The following is a 22,996-nucleotide window of genomic DNA, read 5'->3' as shown; positions in this document are numbered from 1 at the left end:
TTGACTTCGTGAACAAAGATCAGGAGAGCAGATAGAATGACAGACAAGATTCAGAAAAGAAAGCCCGAGATTTTAGCTCCGGCAGGCTCGATCGAGAGCGTGAGAGCCGCAGTGAATGCCGGATGTGATGCGATATATATTGGCGGGAGCCGGTTTGGGGCGAGAGCCTATGCAGATAACCCACAGGGAGACGATATGCGGGAGGTGATCCGCTACTGCCATCGGTACGGAGTAAAGGTCTATATGACCGTGAACACGCTTCTAAAACCGGAGGAGCTTGCAGACTCCTTATACGATTATATTGCGCCGTATTATCTGGAAGGACTGGATGCGGCGATAGTGCAGGACGTCGGCGTGATGCGCTTTCTTCACAGACATTTTCCGGGGCTTGATCTTCATGCCAGCACGCAGATGACGTTGACAATGGGCGAGAGTGCAAGTGTATTAAAACCGTACGGCGTGACAAGGATCGTGCCGGCAAGAGAGCTGTCCCTTCCGGAGCTTGCCGATATGCGCCGGGAGACGGGGCTGGAGCTTGAGATCTTTGTGCATGGAGCATTGTGCTACTGTTATTCCGGACAATGCCTGTTTAGCAGTATGCTGGGAGGAAGAAGCGGCAACAGAGGACGATGTGCACAGCCGTGCCGGCAGCTCTATCAGTGCGAAGACGGCAGGGGAGCGGGGTATTTATTAAGTCCGAGAGAGCACTGCAGTCTTGAACATATTGGCGACCTGATGGAGATTGGTGTGGATTCGCTGAAACTGGAGGGGCGTATGAAGCGCCCGGAGTATGTGGCGCTGACCACAGCGATGTACCGCAAATATGTTGATTTGTATGATAAGCTTGGAAGAACGGATTATGAACAATATCTGGCATGTCATCAATCGGAGTGGCAGGAGGATGTACGGAAGCTGGCGGAATTATACAACCGTCAGGGTTTCACCTCCGGTTATATGGAGGGAAGAAGCGGTGTGCCGTATGCGGTTCCGAAGGGCAAGGGAGATATGATCGCGGATCTGCGCCCAAATCATGGCGGTGTGCAGGTAGGTACGGTTACGGCGGTTGATCCGCACACTGCAACATACCGGCTGGAACGCGATGTTCATGCACAGGATGTTGTGGAATTTCGTGACGGGAAGCAACGCACATCCTATGAGTATACGATCGGAGAAGGACGCCGTAAGGGAGAGCTTGTAAAGACGAGATATCTGAAGGGCAGCCGTATCCGCAAAGGAGACAGCGTATACCGTACAAAGGATGCCGGACTTTTGGAAGAGATCAGGGAGCACTATCTTTCGGAGGATGCAAAGCTTACTGTTTCCATGCACTTTGAGGCGGCAGAGGGAGAGACGATGAAGCTTTGTGCGGCTTTTCAGGGAGAGGACAGAGAAGCTTCCTTTCTGCTTGAGGGCGATATATGCCAGAAGGCACAGAAAAGTGCGGCAGAGGAGGAGTCGATCCGGCGTATTTTATGCCAGACCGGCGGTACTGTTTTTCGCTGCAGCAATTGCCGGGTGAAGCTTACCGGCGAGCTTTTTATCCCGGTCGGGGCGGTGAAACGCCTGCGGCGGGAGGTGCTTGCAGGACTGTTAGAGAAGTTAGAGGCTTCGGAATATGACCGTCATATCGGAAAGCCTCTGACAGAGATAAATAATGGGCAGCCGGAAAGTGAGATGTACGCTGAACCGATGCATCCGGAGCATGTGGCAGGACAGTCAGGCAGTAAGGATCCGGAGCGAATCGTCGTGTCGGTATTATATGACTGGCAGGCACAGAAGGCAATCGACGATCCGGGTGTGGACGATATTTATCTGCGGACGGAGCAGATGGATGACAGTGAACTTCGCAGGCTGATCAGAAAGGGCGCAGCATCGGGAAAGAATATGTACCTGATGATGCCGTTTATTTTCAGGGAGGCAGTGTACCGGTCGGAACAGCAGAAGCTAAGCCGAGGAGACAGTATTTACCGGATGTCGGAGCTTACCGGTTATGTGATCCGTAATATGGAATCATTTGTGTTTCTTACGAAGGAAGCCGGGATCGCTGCGGAAAGGATCATTACAGATGCCAATCTTTATACCGCCAATAACGAGGCGTTGAGCTGGTGGCAGGATCAGGGTGTCAAACACTGCACCGTGCCTCTGGAACTGACCGGACAGGAATGTCAGGAGCTTTCTACATCTGTAGATATTGAGGCGGTTATTTACGGATATATTCCGCTGATGGTATCGGCGCAGTGCGTGCATCGTCATCAGAAGGAATGTCAGAAGAAAAACGGCGGCGGGCAGCTTTTGTGGATGCAGGACGCCAAAAAGCGTACCTTTGTGGTTTTAAATTGCTGTAAATATTGTTATAATATCATTTATCACGGAGAACCTCTCTGTCTTGACGAGGAGCGGCAGCAGTACAGAAAGTGCGGCATAAAGCGTTTCCGGTATGATTTTACGATCGAGACGCCGCAGGAGATGACAGACGTTTTGAAGGGAAGATTTCCGGAGGGACAGAAGGGACATTTTTATGATCCGGTCCAGTAGTGATGGATAACAAACCGGGCGGCGGAGTCATTCCGGCAGGCAGCCGGTTGACAGAAAGGTATCGATTAATATGGATAAACAGGAGGCGGCAAGAAAGCTGCAGGAGCTTCTTGGAAATAGCAATACCATCGGAGTCATGCATTCCGTGGTTGTAGAATTATCAAAATATATTATTATTTTCCTTTTTGCCGTATATACCTGGCATTGTTTTACGGTATTTATAGGCAGGGACAAGGAGCGTAAGGAGAGAGTATACAGACATCAGTTAAAGCTGATGTTCACCATCCATTTTATCTGCTCACTTGTGCTTTTCTTAAACAGTCTGCATGTGCAGATCATTATTCTGTATCTGCTGCAGGTTGTTCTGTTTGTGTTTGCGGGAAAAGCGTATCCGTATGTATATGAAGGAATGTCAAAGATCGTTCTGAATAATATGTTGATGCTGCTGATGATCGGCATGGTCATGATCGAGCGGCTGGACACGGGAAGCGCCATCCGGCAGATGATCTTTGCGGCGGCAACCTGTGTGGCAGGGCTGTTCATTCCGTATATCATAGAAAAGTTTTCCTACTTTGATATATTTGGCTGGTTTTATGCGATCGCAGGGTTGGGGCTTCTTGCACTTGTCTTTGTGATCGGAGAAGAGAGGTACGGTGCAAAAAACTGGGTGTCGATCGGCAGCTTTGCACTGCAGCCGTCTGAGTTTGTAAAGATTATTTATGTTTTTTTTGCAGCCGCATTTCTGGCAAAGGCAGAGAGATTTAAGGATCTTGTGCTTGTGACGGCAGTTGCGGCAGCGCATGTGCTGATCCTTGTATTGGAGAAGGATCTGGGTGCGGCACTGATTTTTTACATCACGTATCTGGTGATCCTGTATGTTTCCACGGAGCGGCTGAGTTATCTTCTGGCGGGATTGGCGTGTGGCTCCGGGGCGGCAGTGGTGGCATATCATCTCTTTACGCATGTACAGAATCGTGTGATCGCATGGCGTGATCCATGGAGCACGATCGCTAATCAGGGGTATCAGGTGGCACAGTCGTTATTTGCCTTTGGTACAGGAGGCTGGTTTGGCATGGGGCTTGGAGAGGGAATGCCGGACAAGATCCCGGTCGCGTCCAGTGATTTCATTATTTCAGCGATCGGCGAGGAGCTGGGTGTGTTTTTCGCAATCTGCGTTGTGCTTGTCGAGATCAGCTGCTTTGTCATGTTTGTCAATATTGCCCTGAAAATGTCACGCCGGTTTTATAAGCTGACGGCGCTGGGACTGGCAGTGGAGTTTATTTTTCAGGTGTTTCTGACTGTGGGCGGTGCGGTGAAGTTTATTCCGTCCACGGGTGTAACGCTTCCGTTAGTAAGCTACGGAGGAAGCTCGGTTATCAGCACGATCGTGCTGTTCAGTATTATTCAGGGCATGTATGTATTAAACAGAGAGGAGGCGGGAGAGATTGAGGAGAAAAGAAAACGAAAGCGCAGAGCGGAGCAGGAATGGGAAACGGAAGAGTACGAAGCGGAAGGAGCCACGCGCCGCAGAGCGAAAAGAACGCAGAGACAGGAACGCAGATAAAGATAGAAAGCGCGGAAACCGTCAGGTGATCGCAGTAGCGTACTGCGTTGTCATTGTCTTTCTGGGGATGATCGGATATCTTGTGAAGTTTATGGTGCAGGATAGTCAGGAAATCATCAACAATCCCGCCAACAAGAGGCAGGAGCTTCTGGCAGAGCGGATTGTCCGCGGAGATATCGTGTCGTCGGATGGCAGGGTGCTTGCTACGACCGAGACGGATCAGAAGGGAAATGAGACGAGAGTTTATCCCTATAAGAACGTTTTCTGTCATGTTGTGGGACGTGTGTGGAACAGTAAGACCGGTATAGAACTGGAACAGAGCTTTCCGCTTCTGACCTCACATGTCAATCCGTTAAAGCAGCTCTCCAATCAGCTGCAGGGACAGAAAAATCAGGGCGATATAGTTGTAACAACGTTAAATGCGAAGCTGCAGCAGATCGCATATGATGCGCTTGGAAACCAGAGGGGCGCTGTTGTGGCAATCGAGCCGTCCACCGGAAAGATCCTGGCAATGGTATCCAAGCCGGATTATGATCCGAATACGGTGCGCTCCGAGTGGGACTCGCTGGTGGCAGATGAGGGTGGCAACTCAGCACTTTTAAACCGCGCGACGCAGGGGCTGTATCCGCCGGGATCGACGTTTAAGATCCTGACGGCGATGGAATATATGAGAGAGAATCCGTCATTTGACAAGTACCGGTATGAATGCAGCGGAAGCGATACGTTTGGAGGCAATGTGATCCGGTGCTACAACGGGGAGCACCATGGGACGGTCGATCTGAAAAGCTCACTGGCGCATTCCTGCAACGGTTCTTTTGCACATATCGGTGTGGGTTTAAACCGCAAATCCTACCGCAAGCTCTGTGAGGCATTTGGTTTTAACAGCTCGCTCGGTGTAAAGTTTGTCAGCAGCAGGAGCCGTTTTGTGCTCGACGAGAAATCGGATACGGCAGAGGCGGCACAGACGGCGATCGGTCAGGGAAAAACAACGATCACACCATTACAGAATGCCCTGATCAGCGCAACGATCGCCAATGACGGAGTAATGATGACTCCGTATCTTGTCGATCACACGGAGAGCGTGGACGGGCATGTGGTCAAGAAATATGAGCCGCAGGAAAAGCGGACGGTCATTTCAAGGAAAAGAGCCAATCAGGTGACAAGGATGATGCGTTCAGTCGTGTCTGACGGTACGGCAGCAGCTTTAAGGAATCTGTCCTATCCGGTGGCAGGTAAGACAGGCACGGCAGAGATCGATTCGGAGGGGACCTCACATGCATGGTTTGTGGGCTTTGCGCCGGCAGCAGACCCCAAGATCGCGGTCAGTGTAATCGTGGAAGGTGCCGGAACGGGGAGTCAGTATGCGGTGCCGATCGCAGCGAAGATGCTTGAGGAATATCTTGGAAATTGATTTCTAAATTTCATTGCAATAAATAACAAAAAAGGGTATACTTAAATTTAGTGAAACAAATGCACGTATGCCACCGGGAGGGATTGCAATGATTGAGGCAACAAGTTGTGGCGGTGTGGTGATCTTTCGGGGAAAGATCTTACTATTGTACAAGAATTACAAAAACAGGTATGAAGGATGGGTGCTTCCCAAGGGCACGGTTGAGGAAGGCGAAGAGTTCAAGGAAACTGCTTTGCGGGAAGTAAAAGAAGAGACGGACGCAGATGCCAGTATTATCAAGTATGTGGGGAAAAGCCAGTATACTTTTAATACGCAGGAGGACACGGTCGTAAAGGATGTACACTGGTATTTGATGATGGGCGAGAGCTATCACAGCAAACCACAACGCGAGGAATTTTTCGTGGATTCCGGATTTTATAAATATCACGAAGCAGTTCATTTGCTCAAGTTTGCAAATGAGAAACAGATCTTGGAGAAGGCTTACAGCGAGTTCCTTGATCTGAAGAAAAGCAACCTGTGGGGAAATCGTAAATATTTCTAAAGACAGGCTTTATGTGAATGACTTTATTGACAATTTACACGAAAAAAGATATAATTACAGAAGGTTGATCATATTAGAGATATCCAGAGAATTTAAATAAGGGAGAAAAAAGTATGGGCAATAATATTTTAATTGTAGATGATGCTGCATTCATGAGAATGATGGTAAAAGATATTTTGACAAAGGGCGGATATAACGTAGTCGGCGAGGCTGAGAACGGTGCAGTGGCAGTTCAGAAGTATGCAGAGTTCAAGCCGGATCTTGTGACACTTGATATTACCATGCCGGAGATGGATGGTATTCAGGCGCTGAAGAAGATCAAGGAAGTAGACGCCGGAGCCAATGTTATCATGTGTTCCGCAATGGGGCAGCAGGCGATGGTTATCGAGGCAATCCAGAATGGTGCCAAGGACTTCATCGTAAAGCCATTTCAGGCAGATCGTGTGCTGGAAGCAGTGAAGAAGGTTATTGGCTGATCAGACAGCAGATACATACAAGGAGATGTTTTTGGCATCTCCTTTTTGTTTTCCCGGAAAGGGAAAATTGTTGACATTTGAGCTGAAAAATGGTAACATATCTTTTGTTGCGACATGCAGCGCCGGTGTGGCGGAATTGGCAGACGCACATGACTCAAAATCATGCGGGTAACACCGTGCCGGTTCGAGTCCGGCCACCGGCATTAGAAGAGAAGCCATACAGATTGGTTTCTCTTTTTTAGTATATAAGAAAATGATCGTAACGTAGTGTGAATCAAGGCAAACACAGTTTTTTTGTTTTTGATTTCCAGATATTTTCGGCGAAAGGAGTGGATCATATGACCTGTAAGGATATTCAGAAGCTGTTTATTCCGTTTATTGATGACAAGCTCAGCGTGTCCGATCTGGATGCTTTTTTGAATCATATGAACACCTGTAAGGAATGCCGGGAAGAATATGATATATACTATACAGTAATCATGGGAATGCGCTATCTGGATGAGCGCCAGAATATTTCGGAATTTAAGCTGGATTCGGCGCAGAAGCTGCGCTCGGCGGCGGATTATCTGTTTAAGTACCGCATTCTCAGACTGGAGAAATACATACTGCTTGCCGTGTTGTGTATTGGCGTAGTGCTTTTATTTTAGGAGGGCTGACGGATGAATGGAAAGATCGTATTGATTGATGGACATAGTATTTTGAACCGTGCATTTTATGGTGTGCCGGATCTGACAAACTCAGAGGGACTTCACACCAATGCAGTGTACGGTTTTTTGAATATTATGCTCAAAATCCTGGATGAGGAGAAGCCGGATTATCTGACGGTAGCGTTTGATGTGAAGCATCCGACGTTTCGTCATGAGATGTATGCCGATTACAAGGGAACCAGAAAGGGCATGCCGGACGAGTTAAAGGAGCAGGTTCCGCTGATTCAGGAAATGCTCCGCGCGATGGGAGTGCGCCTTGTGATGAAGGAAGGCTACGAGGCGGATGATATTCTCGGTACGATCGCACGGACCGCGGAGAAGGAAGGTCTTGAGGTATCTCTGGTATCCGGTGACAGGGATCTTTTACAGCTTGCCACAGACCGGATCATGATCCGTATTCCGAAGACAAAGCGTGGCGGCACAGAGATCGAGAATTATCATACGCAGGATGTCATTGACAAATACGGCATTACACCGCCGCAGATCGTTGATCTGAAGGGTCTGATGGGAGATGCTTCAGATAATATTCCGGGTGTAGCAGGTGTCGGAGAAAAGACGGCGGTCAAGATCCTTACCGCGTATCCGACGGTTGAGGATGCTTACGCACATCTGGATGAGGTAACGCCGAAGCGGACGCATGACCTTTTGGAAAAGGGACGTGATCAGGCAATGCTGAGCAAAGCGCTTGCGACGATCAAGACGGACTGTGAGCTTGATTATTCGCTGGAGGAGGCAGGGCTTCCGGAGTTGTTTAATGAGAAATCCTTTGCCATGGTTAAGCGGCTTGAGTTTAAATCGCTGCTCAAACGTTTCGATAAAAAGCAGCAGGAGCAGGCGACAAAGCATCTGCAGGTGCAGACGATCACAAGCGAGGCACAGGGAAGTGACTTTTTGAAGAAGCTGTATCAGGCAAAGCCGGAGGTCGTTGGTATCGGTTTTCTTGCGGATCACTGGGCGAGTGCCGGAGCACAGAAAAAGAAAGCGAAGAAATCAGGCGGTCAGCTCGCACTCGTATTTGATGATGGCGATGCGGCGATCACAGAGGAGGGCAGTGAATCCGAAGGAAAGGAATATGCCTTCTACGGAATGTCTGTTTCCTATCAGGAAGGGGAGCAGGTACACACGGGTTGTATGATGGCAGGAGAGTTGTTAAAGACAGAGTGGATCGTGAACAGTCTGCGTGAGCTGGTTCGTAAGATTACTCATATTGCAGTGATCGGTTGGAAGGACATGCTTCATCACACGACACCGTTATCCGGTGATAGCGGATCTGTTCCGCAGCAGGAGGGGTTTCCGGCAGAATCTGTGGAGGAGCAGGAGACATTGTTTGGAAAGCTTGCCGATCTGGAGATTGCGGCATATCTGTTAAATCCGCTCAAGGACACCTATCAGGCAGACGACATTGCCAGAGATTATCTGGACATGACGATCGCCTCCTATGCGGAGCTGTTTGACAGGAAAACGGTATCGCAGATCCTTGAAGATGATGCGATATCCGAGGAGTCGGTTCTGCAGTATCTCGGACAGCTTTCCTTTGTACCTTGTCTTGCGTTTGAGGAACTTCGTCAGGAACTTAATGATCAGAAAATGTGGCAGCTTTATCAGGAGATTGAGATCCCGACGGCATATTATCTGTATCAGATGGAACGAAGAGGCGTCTGTGCAGACGGCACGGTGCTCTCGGAGATGTCGGCACAGCTTCAGACTACGGTTGAGACACTGGAGCAGGAGATTTATGATCTGGCAGGGGAGAAATTTAATATTAATTCGCCAAAGCAGCTTGGCGTGATCCTTTTTGAGAAGATGAAGCTTCCGTTTGCCAAGAAAACAAAGACCGGATATTCGACCTCAGCAGATATTCTGGATAAGTTGCGCACGGAGGATCCGATCATTCCGAAGATCTTAGAGTACCGTCAGGTAACAAAGCTTAAGTCTACCTACGCAGATGGACTGCCGGTATATATTGAGGAGGATGGCAGGATCCATGGCAAGTTTAATCAGACGATCACGGCAACCGGACGTATCAGCAGCACGGATCCTAATCTACAGAATATTCCGATCCGTATGGAGCTTGGAAGACAGCTCCGCAAGGTATTTACGCCGAGAGAAGGATGGGTATTTCTGGATGCAGATTATTCTCAGATCGAGCTGCGTGTGTTAGCGCATCTGTCCGGAGATCAGGAGCTTATCGAAGCGTATCGGGAGAATAAGGACATTCACCGCTCGACGGCGTCCAAGGTATTCCATATTCCGTTTGATGAGGTCACAGATCTGCAGCGGAGAAATGCAAAAGCGGTCAATTTCGGAATTGTTTACGGAATCAGCTCCTTTGGTTTGGGGCAGGATCTGAATGTATCCCGTAAGGAGGCAGAGCACTTCATCAATCAGTATTTTGAGACTTACCCGGCGATCAAGACATATCTGGACGGTCTGGTTGATTTTGCGAAGACTTCCGGATATGCGAAAACCATGTTTGGCAGAAGAAGACCGGTGCCGGAGCTTTCCTCCGGCAACTTTATGCAGAGATCCTTTGGGGAGCGTGTAGCAATGAATTCACCGATTCAGGGAACGGCAGCAGATATCATTAAGATTGCGATGATCCGCGTGTCCAAACGACTTCTCACAGAGGGGCTTGAGGCGAGAGTGGTGTTACAGGTTCACGATGAGCTTCTTGTAGAGGCGCCGCCGTCAGAAGTCGAAAAGGTGGGACAGATCCTCCATGAGGAGATGGCTGGTGCGGCAGATCTTCTTGTGCCGCTCGAGGTAGAGGTAGAGCAGGGAAGCAACTGGTATGAAGCACATTGATATTTAGGGGAAGATAAGACGGTTGTAATCCGTTAGCAATATAGTGCTTGTGGCTTTCGAACCGCAGGTAAAATCAGGAAGGAAAGCAGATTTGATATGAAGGTAATTGGTCTGACCGGAGGTGTGGGAAGCGGCAAAAGTCTGGCGGCGCAGATGCTGGCGCAGGAATATCAGGCGCAGCTTCTGATCACAGATGAACTCGGACATACGGTGATGGAGCAGGGGCAGCGTGCGTATGAGGAGATCCTCGGGCATTTCGGCAGAGAACTTATGCAGGAGGACGGCACGATCGACCGGACGCTGTTGGCACAGAAGGTATTTGCGGATGAGCAGGAGAGAGAATGGTTAAACAGTGTGATCCATCCGGCTGTGATTCGTTACATTGAGGAATATATTGCGGCAAGAAAGGAAGAGCCGGGGACGATCGTTTTGGAGTCGGCACTGTTATTTGAAAGCGGCTGTGACCGGTTCTGTGATGAGGTCTGGTATGTCTGTGTTCCGGAAGCAGTCCGCAGACAGCGCCTTGCAGAAAGCCGTGGATACTCGCAGGAGAAGATCACTTCTATTTTAAAACGTCAGCTTAGCGAAGAGGAATTTCGCAGACGCAGTGATGTAGTCATCGAGAACGATGGCACGATGGAGGAGCTGCGTCAGAAGATCTTATCGGAAATAAAGGCGTAAGAGTGCCGGATTTATGTTTGCTTCCATGAGGCATCCGAGAAGTACAAGAGTTGCAGACAGCAGGAAGTACGGCAGCTCGCACAGGATGAGCCGGTGGCGTGTCAGAGTGATGCTGTGGAGCCCGCAGTGGAGATGATCACAGTGACTGATGGCAATCAGAAATGCCGGAATGAACAGAAGTGCCTGCGGAAGCAGAAAGCAGACAAAACCGAAGATGCCGGTAAAGCCGTTTAAGGTAATGCAGAAGGTGAGGAGAAGTCCATTCTGGAAGCCGATATATGCGGAGAAGAGACGGTAATAATATTTCCAGATATTGGTAAAGGCAAAGAACCACAGAAGCACAAAATATTTGCCGGCACGGCGCACCGCGAGCAGGAAGAAGTCCTGCCGGTTAATCTCCAGTGTCTGAAGCTCGGAAAGAAGTGTCTGATACAAATGAAATACAGATGCATAAATATTGCTGCGCAGCAGATATGCGGTCAGACAGCCCACAGACAGTCCGGCGGCAGCGAAAAGAAAAACGCTGATGGTAATGACAGGCAGCTTTTTTTTTGTTTTATTTTTGACAGCTCCGGTATCATTCATAAAAAATATATCTGTCCTGTTTTTGGGACAAGTACAGGACAACTCCTTGTGGATTTGATTTATTATATGATGTTGCAAATGTGAAATAGAACGGAGAAATCTGTCGAAGACTTTTCCTTGTATTTGCAGGTGGGATCCGATATCGTGAAATAAGATCAGATCGGGAGGAGCTTTGAGGTTATGGGGACAGAACGAAAAAAACGGCGACTGATATTTCTGGCTGCATGTGTGGCGGTTGTCGTGTTATACGGACTCAGTGCGGGAATGTCACAGAGACGGCAGTCGGAAGGACAGAAGGAGACTATGCAGACATCCGGCGGACAAAATGCGGCGAGACCGGTGGACGATCATGGATCGCTGCGGCTGTATCTGGGAGAATTAAGCGGACATGAGAGTCCGTTTCACACGGAAAGCGCAGGGGATAAGCGGCTGATGGCACTGGTCTATCAGCGGGTGCAGGAACGTGCTGATATTACGGTGAAGAGACAGAACAAGGGCGCTGTTTATGAGATCTGTCTGCATCCGGACGTGACGGATTCACAGGGACGGCTCGTGACGGCAGATACTCTTTTGTATAATTATTATCTCCGCTGTCAGACGGGATATACCGGAGATGACCGTGTCTGTGAGGTGCCGGTGAAAGGGCTGGACGTATACCGTTATGGTGCATCCGGCAAAATGTTGCGGAAGCGGAAGAAAAAGACAGCGCAGGTTCTTAAGAAGCCGGATAAGACGCTTCGCCGTCAGATCGCGGGTCAGCTTGTGACACCGATACTGCGCCGGGAATATCAATGGGTACGCAGCCTGTATTATGATATGGCGGCGAGAAAGCTGTGTCAGAAATATCCGGATCCTGTGCAGCTTTTTGCATATTATTATGCTCCCTCCACAGCGTATACCGGCAAGGGAAAGGACGCCGAAAAGGCAGTGGAAGAGATCGCAGACCAGTACGGGGCAGAGCTTGACCGGTTATCGGAAATGACAGGAAACAGCTACCGGGAAAAGCTGCGGGGACTGGCTGCGGAAAGGCTGTGGAAGCAGACGGCAGCAGGTACCGGAGTGATCGAAGGGATATCAAAGGTGGATGACAGAACAATCCGGATCGAGACAACGAAATACCGCAGACAGGATCTGGAGCGGCTGGGAGAGATTTATCTGGTCACGGGAACGGGAGAACAGGACGGATATCTTGGCACAGGTCTTTATGTTTTGCAGCAGGAGGATAAGGATACGGTTACCCTTTGCTGCAATTCTTATTATCAGAGGGAGGCAGCCAATCCGACACAGCTTCTTGTCCCGAAGGGGGATCTGACAACTGTGGAATGTATTCGGAAGATCTGCGCCGGATCTCTTGATATGGCATGTGTCTGGGAGCGCGTGGCATATGAGAAGGATAAGATTGGGAAAATGCTTAAAAAAGGAGACGCCTTGTGGGAATGTGCACTTCTTGGCGGTGTGGCCTATCATCCGGGAAGAGTCAATGCGACAACGCTGCGCAGGGATGCCGTGGAACAGGAGGATATGTTCCGGATCATGAGCCGGCTTGAAATGAATCCGTCTCAGACAACGGAGTGAATTGGCAGGCGGTTCTTTACATTTTGGCGCATTTCCTTTATGATGGAGAGAGAGGCTGTGATATCGCAACGGATATGCAGTCAAAAAGAATAGAAAGGAAATTTGACATGGCACAGAATCCAATCGTAACATTTGAAACGACACAGGGAACAATCGAGGCAGAGCTGTATCCGGAGATTGCCCCTAATACAGTAAACAACTTTTTATCACTCGTCGGAAAGGGTTTTTATGACGGTCTGATCTTTCACCGCGTGATCAACGGCTTCATGATCCAGGGAGGAGATCCGGACGGTGTTGGAACCGGTGGACCGGGATATTCGATCAAGGGCGAGTTCGCACAGAATGGCTTTGCCAATGATCTGAAGCATTCCGCAGGCGTATTATCCATGGCACGTTCCATGATGCCGGATTCCGCAGGCTCACAGTTCTTTATTATGCATAAGGATGCACCACATCTTGACGGTGCATACGCTGCATTCGGTAAGGTGACAAAGGGACAGGATATTGTAGACAAGATCGCAGAGGTGGAGACGGATTTCAGAGATGCACCGTTAGAGCCACAGATGATGATCAAGGTTACAGCAGATACCTTCGGCGTAGATTATCCGGAGCCGGAGAAGTGCTAGGCTTCTTTTTTGCGTATGGCATAATGAATCAGAGAGATTTCCGTAAAGGGGTCTCTCTTTTTCTGTTTGTTCACAATTCTTTGACATTATTATGTTAAAGTAATTTTTGATGTTGCGTAAGATCGCAAAGAATGGAGGACGAAACATTGATTGAAGTTAAAAATCTAGTGAAGCTGTATGGAAATCATGCAGCAGTTGATTCCCTTTCCTTCACCGTGGAAACGGGCAAGGTTGTGGGATTTCTGGGACCGAACGGTGCCGGTAAATCAACAACAATGAATATGATCACAGGTTATATTGCACCGACATCGGGCACAGTACTGATCGATGGTGTGGATATGGAGGAGGAGCCGGAGAAGGTCCGTAAGAATATCGGTTATCTTCCGGAGAATCCGCCGTTATACCCGGATATGCGAGTGAGAGAATACTTATATTTCGTTGCGGAGCTCAAAAAGGTGGCTCGTAACAAGCGTGATGTCATGGTCAATGAGATCATGAACCGGACCAAGATCGTGGATGTGTCTGAGAGACTGATCCGCCATCTGTCCAAGGGTTACAAGCAGAGAGTCGGTGTGGCGGGAGCAATGATGGGATATCCGGAGATCCTGATCCTGGATGAGCCTACGGTAGGTCTTGACCCGAACCAGATCATACAGATGCGTGAGCTGATCCGTGACTTGAGTGAATCTCACACGATCCTGTTAAGCTCTCATATCATGCAGGAGATCAGTGCTGTCTGTGATGAGATCATCATTATCAATGAAGGAAAGATGATCGCGTGCGATACACCGGACAATCTGACAATGCATATGGCATCCAACGGACTTCATCTTGTGATCAAGGGTGATGTGGCAGTGATCAAGGGAGCCCTCCGGACGGTTTCCGGTATCAAGAATGTCGTTTATGATGAGCAGATGGAGGAGGGGACACTTGGGCTGACACTTTATTCCATCGATAAGAAGGATCTCAGAGAGGACGTATTCTTTGCTCTGGCAAAGGCAGAATGTCCGATCCTTGAAATGCACCGTCAGGAGACAACACTTGAGGAGGCATTTATTGCTCTGACAAAGGGCGGATCCCGTCAGTTCGGCGGCAGAAAGCCTGTGAAGAAGCAGGGGGAAGCTGCGGAGGACAATGCCGCGGAAGACAGTACTACAGCAGAGACGGAAGACAACACCGCTGTGGAGCCGGAGACACAGGAAGAAACAGGGACTGTGACCGGCAGTGAGCAGGCGGAGTCTCAGAACGATCCTGAAGAAAAGGAGGAAGCATAATGTTTGCGATTTATAAGAAAGAGTTAAAGCAATATTTTCATTCCATGATCGGATTTGTATTTCTTGCCTTTTTTATAGCGATCATCAGTATCTATACATGGGCAAATAACTTCTACGGAAAGGCTGGTAATTTTGAGACGACATTAAGTTCATCCACCTTTCTGTTTGTACTGCTGATCCCAATCCTTACCATGAGAGTTTTGGCGGAGGAGAAGCATCAGAAAACAGATCAGCTTCTGTACACGGCACCGATCTCTATCGGTCGAGTGATCATCGGAAAGTATCTGGCACTGATCTCCTTGTTTGGAATGGGTATCCTGTTTATCGGACTTTACCCATTGATCTTGAAGCATTATGGAAGCACCGGCGTTCAGCTTGCACCGGCATACAGTGCTCTGCTTGGATTTTTCCTTCTGGGGGCAGCCTATATTGCCGTTGGTACATTTATTTCCTCGCTGACAGAGAGCCAGCCAATTGCAGCGGTCGTATCTTTCCTGGTACTTCTGATGAGTGTACTGATCTCAAATATTGCGGGAGCACTTCCTTCTGACAAGTTATCACAGGCGGCGATCCTTGCAGTGCTGTGGATCATTGTGGCAGCAGTGGCATATTACATGATGCGCAACCTGACCGTCACGATCATTCTGGGTGTGCTTGGTGAAGCAGCAATCTGGATCATATATGCAGTAAAATCCTCTCTTTATGAGGGAATTGTTTCCAATATCTTAAACTGTGCTGCGTTATCGTCCAAATTTAGTGATTTTACGCTCGGCGTTCTGAAATATGACGTGATCGTATATTATGCGAGCGTTGCATTTTTATTTGTATTTCTGACAATTCAGAGTATTAAGAAAAAGAGATATAACTAGATCATGCGCAGAAAGCAGCGCGGAAATGAGGTAAATGATGAGCGAAAATAAAGAAAAAAAGACGCAGAATAAAAAGCCCGGAAGGATCAGAAAATCCTTTTCCAGCCGTCAGTTCAAATCAGGTGCGTACAGTTCGGTGATCACTGTGATCGTGATCGCTCTGGTTGTGATCGTGAACCTGGTATTTAATAAGCTGGATCTTTCGACCGATCTGACATCGGACAGCTTATTTACGCTGACCAAAGAGTCACAGAAGGTTTTGAAGGATGTCAAGGATGATATTACGATCTACTATATGGTGGCAAGTGGCAGTGAGCAGGATTATATCCAGCGTGTCATTAAGCAGTACAACAAAGTTTCTGACAATATTAAGGTCGTAAAGAAGGATCCGGTTGTATATCCGAACTTCTCCAAGAAGTATGTGGACGATGCGGTTTCCGACAATGATGTGATCGTTGTGGATAATACGACGGGAGCAGCCAAGTATGTCTCCAACAGTGATATGCTGTATTCTGACCAGTACAGCTATTATAGTACCGGAAGCTCCGAGGAGTATCTGGATGTCGAGGGACAGATCACATCAGCAATCCAGAATGTTCTTTCTACCGATAAGAAAAAGATCTATATGGTGACCGGTCACGATGAGAAGAGTATCAGCGATTCCCTTTCCAAGGCACTTGAGAAAATGAATGTAGAAGTGAAGGAGATTTCTCTTGTTACCCAGAAAAATGTGCCGGATGACTGTTCTCTTCTGATCGATTACGGTCCGCAGAGCGATCTTCGTGACAGTGAGAAAACGGTAATGCTTAATTACCTGAAAAAGGGCGGCACGGCAGTTCTGATGCCGGGCTATGTGGAAAAGGATACGCCGAACATTGACGAGATCCTGGACTATTATGGCATGAGCATCGACAAAGGAATTATTTATGAGGGTGCCGGTCATTATGAGAATTATTTGAACTGGCTTGTACCGACGATCAATACCGATGCCGATGTAATGTCTAAATTTGATGACAAGGATTATGTGGTGATCGGTTCTTCACAAAGTATTAAGGAAGCAAAGAAATCCTCTCTGCGAAGTGACCTGACATTGACGGATCTTCTGACAACTTCAAAGCAGTCTCTGTTAAAGAAGGATCCAAGCTCCCAGAATACCGATAAGGAAAAGGGAGATGTAGACGGTCCGTTTGCAACAGCCGTATATGCTGAGGAAACCTTAGATAAGGGAACGACAAAGCTGACCGTAATTGCAACCAATGAAGTGCAGGATGATCTGATGCAGAATGTGATCAGCGGTATGCTGGGAGATTCCGGGGATGGAACGGCTGCAACCTCGATCGAGGCAAAGAGTCTGTCTTCTTCAACGATCACAATGAGTGCGGGAAGTGCGATCATGTGGTCCATTGTACTGGTCATTCTTGTTCCGGCAGGTCTGCTTCTGGCCGGTTTCGGAATCTGGTTTACAAGGAGGAGAAAATAAAGCATGAGCAAAAAAAAGAGACAGACAGTGACGCTTGTGGTACTCTGTTTGGTTTTGATTGCCGCAGGTGTTGGATATTATGCGCTGACCCGCTATCAGGCAGCAAAGGAGAAAGCAGAGAAGGCGGAAGAGGAAAAGACCGAGGGACTGTTTCAGCTTTCCTCCGATGATATCTGTAAAGTGGATTTTAAGGGAGAGAAGGCATCCTTAACCTTTGATAAGGACGGTAAGACCTGGAAGCTATCCTCTGATAAGAATTATCCGTTGAATCAGGATCGTATTGTTGATATGGTAGATGAGACAACAGGGGTTGCTGCCACACAGACAGTTACTACAAGCTGCGGGGATCTGACGGAGTATAATCTGGACAAACCGGATCTGACGGTGACGGTGACGGATAACGATGGAAAGGATACTACGATCTATGTGGGAATGGAATCCGTGGCCGGTGGCGGAAGATATGCATACTGCGGCGGCGATGAGAAGAAGGTTTATCTGATCTCTACCTCTCTGTATGACAGCTTTAATTACAGTCTGGGAGAGCTGATGAAGGTACCTGAGCTTCCGAGTGTACAGGCAGACGAGATCCGCTATCTGAAGCTGGAATCCGCCACAGGCAAGAGCTTTGAAGCAGAGTATGACGAGAAGAACTCTCCGTATAAGGATATTTACGGATGGTCGATCAAACAGCCGTATACCCAGCCGGTAGCCGGTGACAAGGATCAGCTCCAGAATCTGTTTGGCAGCTATACCAATCTGGATCTGGGTTCCGGCGTGACCTACAAAAAGGACGCTGCACTTGAGAAGAAATACGGACTTGATGCGCCGGCATACACCTTAAGCTTTCAGACAGCCAAGAAGAAGCTGACCCTTTACTTTGGTAAAGAAACGAAGGATCAGAGCAGCTATTATGTGAAGGTCAAAGGGGAGGATGGTATTTATCTGATGGATGCTTCCACGGTCAGTACGCTGGTTAATATCAATGCACTTGATTATGTATATCAGCGTCTGTATGTGGGAGATAAAGAGAAGCTTGATCAGGTAGAGTTATCTTACAATGGAAAGAAATACACCTTTGATGTCTCCAAGAAGAAAAAGAAATCAGAGACAGAATACACCTATACGATCACAAGCGGTGGCAAGAAGGTTGACAGTGATACCTTCAACACGGCATACAGCGTGATCAGTTATCTTGCACCGGGCGGTAATATCGACAAGAAGGTTACCGTGAAGAGTAACAAGCCGGTGGCGGAATTTACATTCCGTGAGGAGAAGAAAACAACGAAGATGATCATTCTTCCTTACGATGGAAAGAATTCCTACCGTGTCAGTGTAAACGGCGTAATGCAGTTCACGGCAGACAAGAGTGCGGTTGATAAGGTGATAAAGCAGTTTACTTCATTGAAGTGATCTTAGAATAATAAGCCCGGAATGCAGAGGGAATGCTATATTCCTTCTGCATTTTTTGTGTGCTGATCCAGACGCCCTCATTGGCGGGCGGGACAGAAGGGAGACGGTTTAAGTGGATCAGGTAGCCGATCATATGCCATTCGATATGAGAAAAGATATGCTTTCCCCTGCCGAGAAGCTCGATACTGTCGGCACCGGTATCCCACTGCGCAAGAAGCTCCTGCAGCTTTTCCGGTGAGACAAAGCCCTCCTCAGACGGAAATTCCCACAGACCGGCGAGGAGTCCCTTCGGAGGTCTTTTCTGAATCAGATAGGTTCCCTGATATTCCAGAAGAATGATCGTTTTATCTTCGATCTTTCGTTTCTTTTTGGGCGGCTTCACCGGGTAGAGTGACCAGGAATCCTCCTTATAAGCAGTGCAGAATTCCCTCAGAGGACATTCGCTGCACAGGGGAGCACCGTTTGGCAGGCAGACAGTGGCACCAAGATCCATCCATGCCTGATTATAGCTGCCCGGTTCTGTGACCGGGATGGCATTGGAAAGGAGAGAGCGCAGTTTCTTCTTAAACGGTGTTTTGGTGATGTCGGAATCATCCCCGCAAAGTCTTGTGTAGATACGGTATACATTGCCGTCAATCGCAGGAACGGCTTCGCCGAATGCGATTGAGGCGATCGCACCGGCTGTATATTCTCCGATGCCCGGAAGCGTCAGAATCTCCTCGTAATGCTCCGGGAAGCTGCCGCCGTATTCCTCCATGATCTGTATCGCTGCACGCTGCAGATTGTTGGCGCGGCTGTAATAGCCGAGCCCCTGCCAGAGCTTCATCAGCTCATCATGAGAAACGCCTGCGAGAGAGGAAACATCCGGCAGGCGTTTTAAAAAGCGTGTATAATAGTCCTTTACTGCCTCCACTCGGGTCTGCTGCAGCATGATCTCGGAGATCCATATATGATAGGGATCCGGTCGGGACGAGCTGCCGGCAGGAGTCCGCCAGGGAAGTGAACGGGCATTTAACTGATACCAGGTCGTAAGCGGAGTGGTGATTTTATGCAGTATTGTCTCAGGAGAGAAAATGTTCTTATTCATAGGAATACCGTACCTTTCAGAATTTATTTTGTCTTGGAGATGTTCTTGGCATCCTCCGATAATCCCATGATATCATGAATCTCTGCCAGAGGGATCTTGGTATATTCTGCCAGCTCCCATGGGGTGGCAGTACGACCGTTTTCCTCGGCGAGGTATTTGGCTGCCTCATGCAATAAATTTGTCTTGGCAAGAACCGTGTGCTCCCAGTCCTTTGCAATCGTGACGGAATCAATCATGCTTTCGATGGCAAGACGAATCTCTTCCTCGATCACGGCATTGATCTGCTTCAGATCCGGTGCCTGATCCACACGGAAGTCAGAAGGAGTCTTTCCAATACGCTCCAGTCCCATCAGGATACCGATGTTGCCCTCGGCGATCATCTCATCCAGTGCAATGCCGCGCTTTTCATAAGTTTTGGCAATGCGGAATACCTTGTCGAGCTGTTCGTGGACAAGGGCGTCCTTTGCTGAGGTATCGCCGGAGAGAAAGCAGTCCCAGAGAGCAGAAAGCTCGGCACCGCTATGCGCAGTGAGTGCGGAAACCTCTCTGCGGTAAAGTTCGAGATTGCGCTCTGCCTTGGAGATGCGGCGCGGAGCATCTGCGTTTTCCTGCAGCTGGCTGCCGTCTGTCTCCGTGGAAACTTCCGGCTCGCCGGAGTACATTGTCTCGGTGGAAGAAAGCACGGGACCTTCTGTCCGGGAAGGGTGAAAGCCGGTGATCGTGATGCCGTTGGTGACCAGATACTGATAGACAGCATCAAACTGTTCTTCCTTTAATTCCATATCGGAAAGATAGCGGTGAACCTCCTCCTTTGTCATCCGGTTCTGTTGTGACTGTGCGATCGCCTTGATCTCTTCCATACATTCCAATATTTTATTCTGATCCATATTCATACAACCTTTCATGGCAGTTTTCTGCCTTATTCTGTAGAGTTTTATCCTTTCTCCGATTGTAGAGAAAAACGGGGATTATGTCAATAATGAATCCTTGAAATACAGGGGAGCCTAAACACAGGAAAGAGCAAATAATTTGTGTATTTTATGTGGAAAAATTATTATAAAAAATGAGAGGTTTGTTATAGCCAAATGACCATTGTTTTGCTATAATATAGCTTATAATACGCTGCGTATGGACAGGTTTCTTCTCATGACCGTCCGAAATTGCAGCAAAAGGAGGTATTACCATGAGAAAAGGTTTCAAGAAAGCCTTATCATTCGTGCTTTCAGCAGCAATGATGGTTTCGCTCGGTTCCGGGCTTGACATCGCTCCTGCAAGTGCAGCAGATGGGGCAGCAGGTACTGGAAACACTCCTGCAGCAACAGTAGTTACATATGGTGCTATGGTTGGTTTCCAGACAAACTCATATGACTATCGTGACGGCTACGAGCAGGTTGAGGCTGATGCGAAGTACAATGAGTGGTTACAGGCAAACGGCAAGGAGGTTCAGCCTTACAATGGTGTGAACATCTACAAGAACGGTAACGGTCCTTCCCTGTACACAAAGGGTGACAAGAAGGGTACTCTGGATGAGTCTACCGCTGAGAAGGCTGAGCTCGTTGAGGGTGCAACCGTATCTGATGCAGTAATGTCTGCAGATGGCGAGTACACTGTATCCATCAAGGATCTCGATCTTGGTAAGGACAAGGACGGCAATTTCTACATGCTTGACATTGCTACCAACATCGTAAAGGATGATGTCAACAGCGCAGTTACAGCGAAGGCATCTTCTATCAAGGTAAACGGCAAGGAGATCGCAACAAACGTTGATCTTCCTGCAAAGGGCGATCTTAAGAAGGGCGCTAACTACAAGTTCATGATCGCTAACGGATATGCTCCGGACGATAAGACATCTCCGGATCCTCTGTATCAGGCAATCAAGGACAACGCTCCGAACACTGAGCTTGCAGCTCCAACCGGTAAGTTCGATATCGAGGTTACCTTCAAGATTCAGGGTGTTGACTGGACATATGTTCCGGCTGCACCAACAGCTACCCCTGTTCCTACACAGGCTCCGGAAGTGACAGCACCTCCTGAGGTTCCACTGAGCACATCATTTGATATGGCACTCAGCGCAAACGTAGTTGAGGCACTGACACCTTCTGCAGGTCCTGATGTCAGAATTGATCCTACAGATACTACAGGCAAGAAGGTGATCCAGTCTGCTGTATTTGGTTCAGAGGCAATGAAGGCAAAGGTTACCGCAGCTAAGAGTGCTGACGGTAAGGCTCTTTTCGATGCTAATACAATGGACTACATTGTTTCTGACAGCTCTTGTGCAACCATCTCCAAGACTGGTGAGTATGCACTGTCTGTTACAGCAAGAAGTGATATGCCGGATATCACCAAGAGTGGTGCGATCTGGTTCCCTATCATCATCAACGGAAGCACAGGTGTTATGCCTAAGGACTTCAACCTCAAAGCAACAAAGGTTGTCGTTGGTGAGGGTGCTTCCGCTAAGGAATATTCTTGGACATCACAGCTTATGCAGGATGCAAAGGGCAATGTAAGACTTACCGTTAATAACGAGTGGGCAACAGATGTCGAGAAGGAAACAGCTAATACAATTAAGGATGAGATCCCTGTAAAGAAGGGTGACAAGATTACATTCAAGTTCTACGTTGTAGCAGAAGCTCCGGCTCCTGCAAAGACAGCTACTCCTGTAGCAGTTGTTCCTTCAAGCACTTACAAGGCATATCTTGGATTCCAGACAGATGACTGGCTTTTCCGTGATGTATGGCATGCAGATACAGGTCTGAAGTGTAAGGATTATGATTACACCAAGCAGGTAGCATGGAGCCATGAGGGCAAGACCAATCCAATCAATGTAACATCTATCACTGATGCTACAATGGAGAAGAACGGTGTGAAGTACAAAGTTGCAATCACCGGACTCGATGTGAAGAAGGTTTCTTCTGCATCAACGAAGTTTAACATGTTATATCTTTCTACCGATATTCCTCTTTCTATGAAGGGTGTATCCGTTAAGGACGCTGTTCTTAAGATCGATGGCAAGGTAATCAAGGAGTACAAGGTTGTTCCTAACAAAGGCGATGCTTCCAAGTACTATCAGTTCATGCTGGCAGATGCTTATGCTCCATCTGATGGAACAAAGGATGCTGCATATCCATCAGGAAGCGAGTTAAAGACATTCCCAACCAATTCTATCGAGATTGAGTACACTGTAAACGGTGTTGACTTCAACAGTAAGACGATCGGTGTTAAGAAGGGTAAGACCTTCACACAGGGTAACTTCAAGTATAAGGTTACAAAGGCAGTTGTTCTTTCCGGCGACAACAAGGTTTCCAAGGGAACTGTTCAGGTTGTTGGTCTTTCTAAGAAGGGTAAGAAGAAAGCAAGTCTTTCTCTTGGC

At 48.2% G+C, this 22,996-nt stretch carries 18 protein-coding genes and 1 tRNA gene; 16 read left to right on the top strand and 3 right to left on the bottom strand.

Translation table 11 applies throughout. The annotated features are described in order from the left end of the window. The first annotated feature begins 36 nt into the window (after positions 1-36). The 9 genes from ACZLMD_RS06085 to coaE all read left to right on the top strand — a co-directional run bounded on the left by ACZLMD_RS06085 (position 37) and on the right by coaE (position 10,720). On the top strand, positions 37-2,535 hold the full coding sequence (locus ACZLMD_RS06085) for a peptidase U32 family protein (RefSeq protein ID WP_489495318.1): 2,499 nt from the start codon (positions 37-39) through the stop codon (positions 2,533-2,535). Between the two features lie 70 nt (positions 2,536-2,605). Continuing rightward, on the top strand, positions 2,606-4,099 hold the full coding sequence (locus ACZLMD_RS06080) for an FtsW/RodA/SpoVE family cell cycle protein (RefSeq protein ID WP_489495316.1): 1,494 nt from the start codon (positions 2,606-2,608) through the stop codon (positions 4,097-4,099). Continuing rightward, complete coding sequence (locus ACZLMD_RS06075) at positions 3,981-5,510, top strand: peptidoglycan D,D-transpeptidase FtsI family protein (RefSeq protein WP_484104670.1); 1,530 nt, start codon at positions 3,981-3,983, stop codon at positions 5,508-5,510. The genes ACZLMD_RS06080 and ACZLMD_RS06075 overlap by 119 nt, the downstream gene beginning before the upstream one ends. Positions 5,511-5,598: 88 nt before the next feature. Further along, positions 5,599-6,051, top strand: a complete 453-nt coding sequence (locus tag ACZLMD_RS06070; protein ID WP_022305774.1) for an NUDIX hydrolase — start codon at positions 5,599-5,601, stop codon at positions 6,049-6,051. Positions 6,052-6,164: 113 nt separating this feature from the next. Further along, entirely contained in the window at positions 6,165-6,527 is a 363-nt protein-coding gene (locus ACZLMD_RS06065) for a response regulator (RefSeq protein ID WP_489495315.1), read from the top strand. Between the two features lie 121 nt (positions 6,528-6,648). Beyond that, a tRNA-Leu gene (locus ACZLMD_RS06060) sits at positions 6,649-6,730 on the top strand. Between the two features lie 135 nt (positions 6,731-6,865). Beyond that, positions 6,866-7,174, top strand: a complete 309-nt coding sequence (locus ACZLMD_RS06055; protein ID WP_022305776.1) for an anti-sigma factor family protein — start codon at positions 6,866-6,868, stop codon at positions 7,172-7,174. A 12-nt stretch (positions 7,175-7,186) separates the two neighbouring features. Then, positions 7,187-10,039, top strand: coding sequence for a DNA polymerase I (gene polA, locus ACZLMD_RS06050; protein ID WP_482521341.1), 2,853 nt, complete (start codon positions 7,187-7,189; stop codon positions 10,037-10,039). A 96-nt stretch (positions 10,040-10,135) separates the two neighbouring features. Further along, entirely contained in the window at positions 10,136-10,720 is a 585-nt protein-coding gene (coaE, locus tag ACZLMD_RS06045) for a dephospho-CoA kinase (RefSeq protein ID WP_022305778.1), read from the top strand. On the opposite strand, the gene ACZLMD_RS06040 is transcribed toward coaE, so the two are convergent. Beyond that, a complete protein-coding gene (locus ACZLMD_RS06040) occupies positions 10,700-11,305 on the bottom strand; it encodes a stage II sporulation protein M (RefSeq protein WP_482521340.1) in 606 nt (201 codons plus the stop codon). The genes coaE and ACZLMD_RS06040 overlap by 21 nt on opposite strands. A gap of 180 nt (positions 11,306-11,485) precedes the next feature. On the opposite strand from ACZLMD_RS06040, the gene ACZLMD_RS06035 reads away from it, so the two are divergent. From ACZLMD_RS06035 to ACZLMD_RS06010, 6 genes are all read left to right on the top strand, one after another. Beyond that, on the top strand, positions 11,486-12,880 hold the full coding sequence (locus tag ACZLMD_RS06035) for a hypothetical protein (RefSeq protein WP_482521339.1): 1,395 nt from the start codon (positions 11,486-11,488) through the stop codon (positions 12,878-12,880). Positions 12,881-12,987: 107 nt separating this feature from the next. Beyond that, positions 12,988-13,506, top strand: coding sequence for a peptidylprolyl isomerase (locus tag ACZLMD_RS06030; RefSeq protein ID WP_022305781.1), 519 nt, complete (start codon positions 12,988-12,990; stop codon positions 13,504-13,506). A 146-nt stretch (positions 13,507-13,652) separates the two neighbouring features. Then, positions 13,653-14,780 (top strand): ABC transporter ATP-binding protein, encoded by a 1,128-nt coding sequence (locus tag ACZLMD_RS06025; protein WP_022305782.1) that lies wholly within the window; start codon positions 13,653-13,655, stop codon positions 14,778-14,780. Then, positions 14,780-15,649 carry an ABC transporter permease gene (locus ACZLMD_RS06020; RefSeq protein ID WP_118560233.1) on the top strand — a complete coding sequence of 290 codons (870 nt, stop codon included), beginning with the start codon at positions 14,780-14,782 and terminating at the stop codon, positions 15,647-15,649. The genes ACZLMD_RS06025 and ACZLMD_RS06020 overlap by 1 nt, the downstream gene beginning before the upstream one ends. Before the next feature lie 37 nt (positions 15,650-15,686). Next, the gene (locus ACZLMD_RS06015; protein ID WP_022305784.1) at positions 15,687-17,129 is read left to right on the top strand and encodes a GldG family protein; all 1,443 of its coding nucleotides are present in this window, start codon (positions 15,687-15,689) and stop codon (positions 17,127-17,129) included. 3 nt (positions 17,130-17,132) lie between these two features. Then, on the top strand, positions 17,133-18,539 hold the full coding sequence (locus tag ACZLMD_RS06010) for a DUF4340 domain-containing protein (protein ID WP_482521338.1): 1,407 nt from the start codon (positions 17,133-17,135) through the stop codon (positions 18,537-18,539). Here ACZLMD_RS06010 and mutY read toward each other — a convergent pair. After that, positions 18,523-19,626, bottom strand: a complete 1,104-nt coding sequence (gene mutY, locus ACZLMD_RS06005) for an A/G-specific adenine glycosylase (RefSeq protein WP_489495314.1) — start codon at positions 19,624-19,626, stop codon at positions 18,523-18,525. The two genes, ACZLMD_RS06010 and mutY, sit on opposite strands and share 17 nt — an antisense overlap. A gap of 23 nt (positions 19,627-19,649) precedes the next feature. Next, on the bottom strand, positions 19,650-20,513 hold the full coding sequence (locus ACZLMD_RS06000) for a hypothetical protein (RefSeq protein WP_489495313.1): 864 nt from the start codon (positions 20,511-20,513) through the stop codon (positions 19,650-19,652). A gap of 296 nt (positions 20,514-20,809) precedes the next feature. Between ACZLMD_RS06000 and ACZLMD_RS05995 the strand changes: the two genes are divergently transcribed. Then, positions 20,810-22,996 (top strand): hypothetical protein (locus ACZLMD_RS05995; protein ID WP_489495312.1); only part of this gene is annotated, 2,187 nt, incomplete at its 3' end.

Source organism: Jutongia sp. (assembly GCF_057878315.1).
The sequence above is the reverse complement of the archived record's forward strand: the minus strand, read 5'-3'. Positions and strand labels throughout refer to the sequence as shown.

Coding starts and splice junctions, on each gene's coding strand:
- ACZLMD_RS06085 (WP_489495318.1), top strand. CDS start 37: ATGACAGACAAGATTCAGAAAAGAAAGCCCGAGATTTTAGCTCCGGCA.
- ACZLMD_RS06080 (WP_489495316.1), top strand. CDS start 2,606: ATGGATAAACAGGAGGCGGCAAGAAAGCTGCAGGAGCTTCTTGGAAAT.
- ACZLMD_RS06070 (WP_022305774.1), top strand. CDS start 5,599: ATGATTGAGGCAACAAGTTGTGGCGGTGTGGTGATCTTTCGGGGAAAG.
- ACZLMD_RS06065 (WP_489495315.1), top strand. CDS start 6,165: ATGGGCAATAATATTTTAATTGTAGATGATGCTGCATTCATGAGAATG.
- ACZLMD_RS06055 (WP_022305776.1), top strand. CDS start 6,866: ATGACCTGTAAGGATATTCAGAAGCTGTTTATTCCGTTTATTGATGAC.
- polA (WP_482521341.1), top strand. CDS start 7,187: ATGAATGGAAAGATCGTATTGATTGATGGACATAGTATTTTGAACCGT.
- coaE (WP_022305778.1), top strand. CDS start 10,136: ATGAAGGTAATTGGTCTGACCGGAGGTGTGGGAAGCGGCAAAAGTCTG.
- ACZLMD_RS06040 (WP_482521340.1), bottom strand. CDS start 11,305: ATGAATGATACCGGAGCTGTCAAAAATAAAACAAAAAAAAAGCTGCCT.
- ACZLMD_RS06035 (WP_482521339.1), top strand. CDS start 11,486: ATGGGGACAGAACGAAAAAAACGGCGACTGATATTTCTGGCTGCATGT.
- ACZLMD_RS06030 (WP_022305781.1), top strand. CDS start 12,988: ATGGCACAGAATCCAATCGTAACATTTGAAACGACACAGGGAACAATC.
- ACZLMD_RS06020 (WP_118560233.1), top strand. CDS start 14,780: ATGTTTGCGATTTATAAGAAAGAGTTAAAGCAATATTTTCATTCCATG.
- ACZLMD_RS06015 (WP_022305784.1), top strand. CDS start 15,687: ATGAGCGAAAATAAAGAAAAAAAGACGCAGAATAAAAAGCCCGGAAGG.
- ACZLMD_RS06010 (WP_482521338.1), top strand. CDS start 17,133: ATGAGCAAAAAAAAGAGACAGACAGTGACGCTTGTGGTACTCTGTTTG.
- mutY (WP_489495314.1), bottom strand. CDS start 19,626: ATGAATAAGAACATTTTCTCTCCTGAGACAATACTGCATAAAATCACC.
- ACZLMD_RS06000 (WP_489495313.1), bottom strand. CDS start 20,513: ATGGATCAGAATAAAATATTGGAATGTATGGAAGAGATCAAGGCGATC.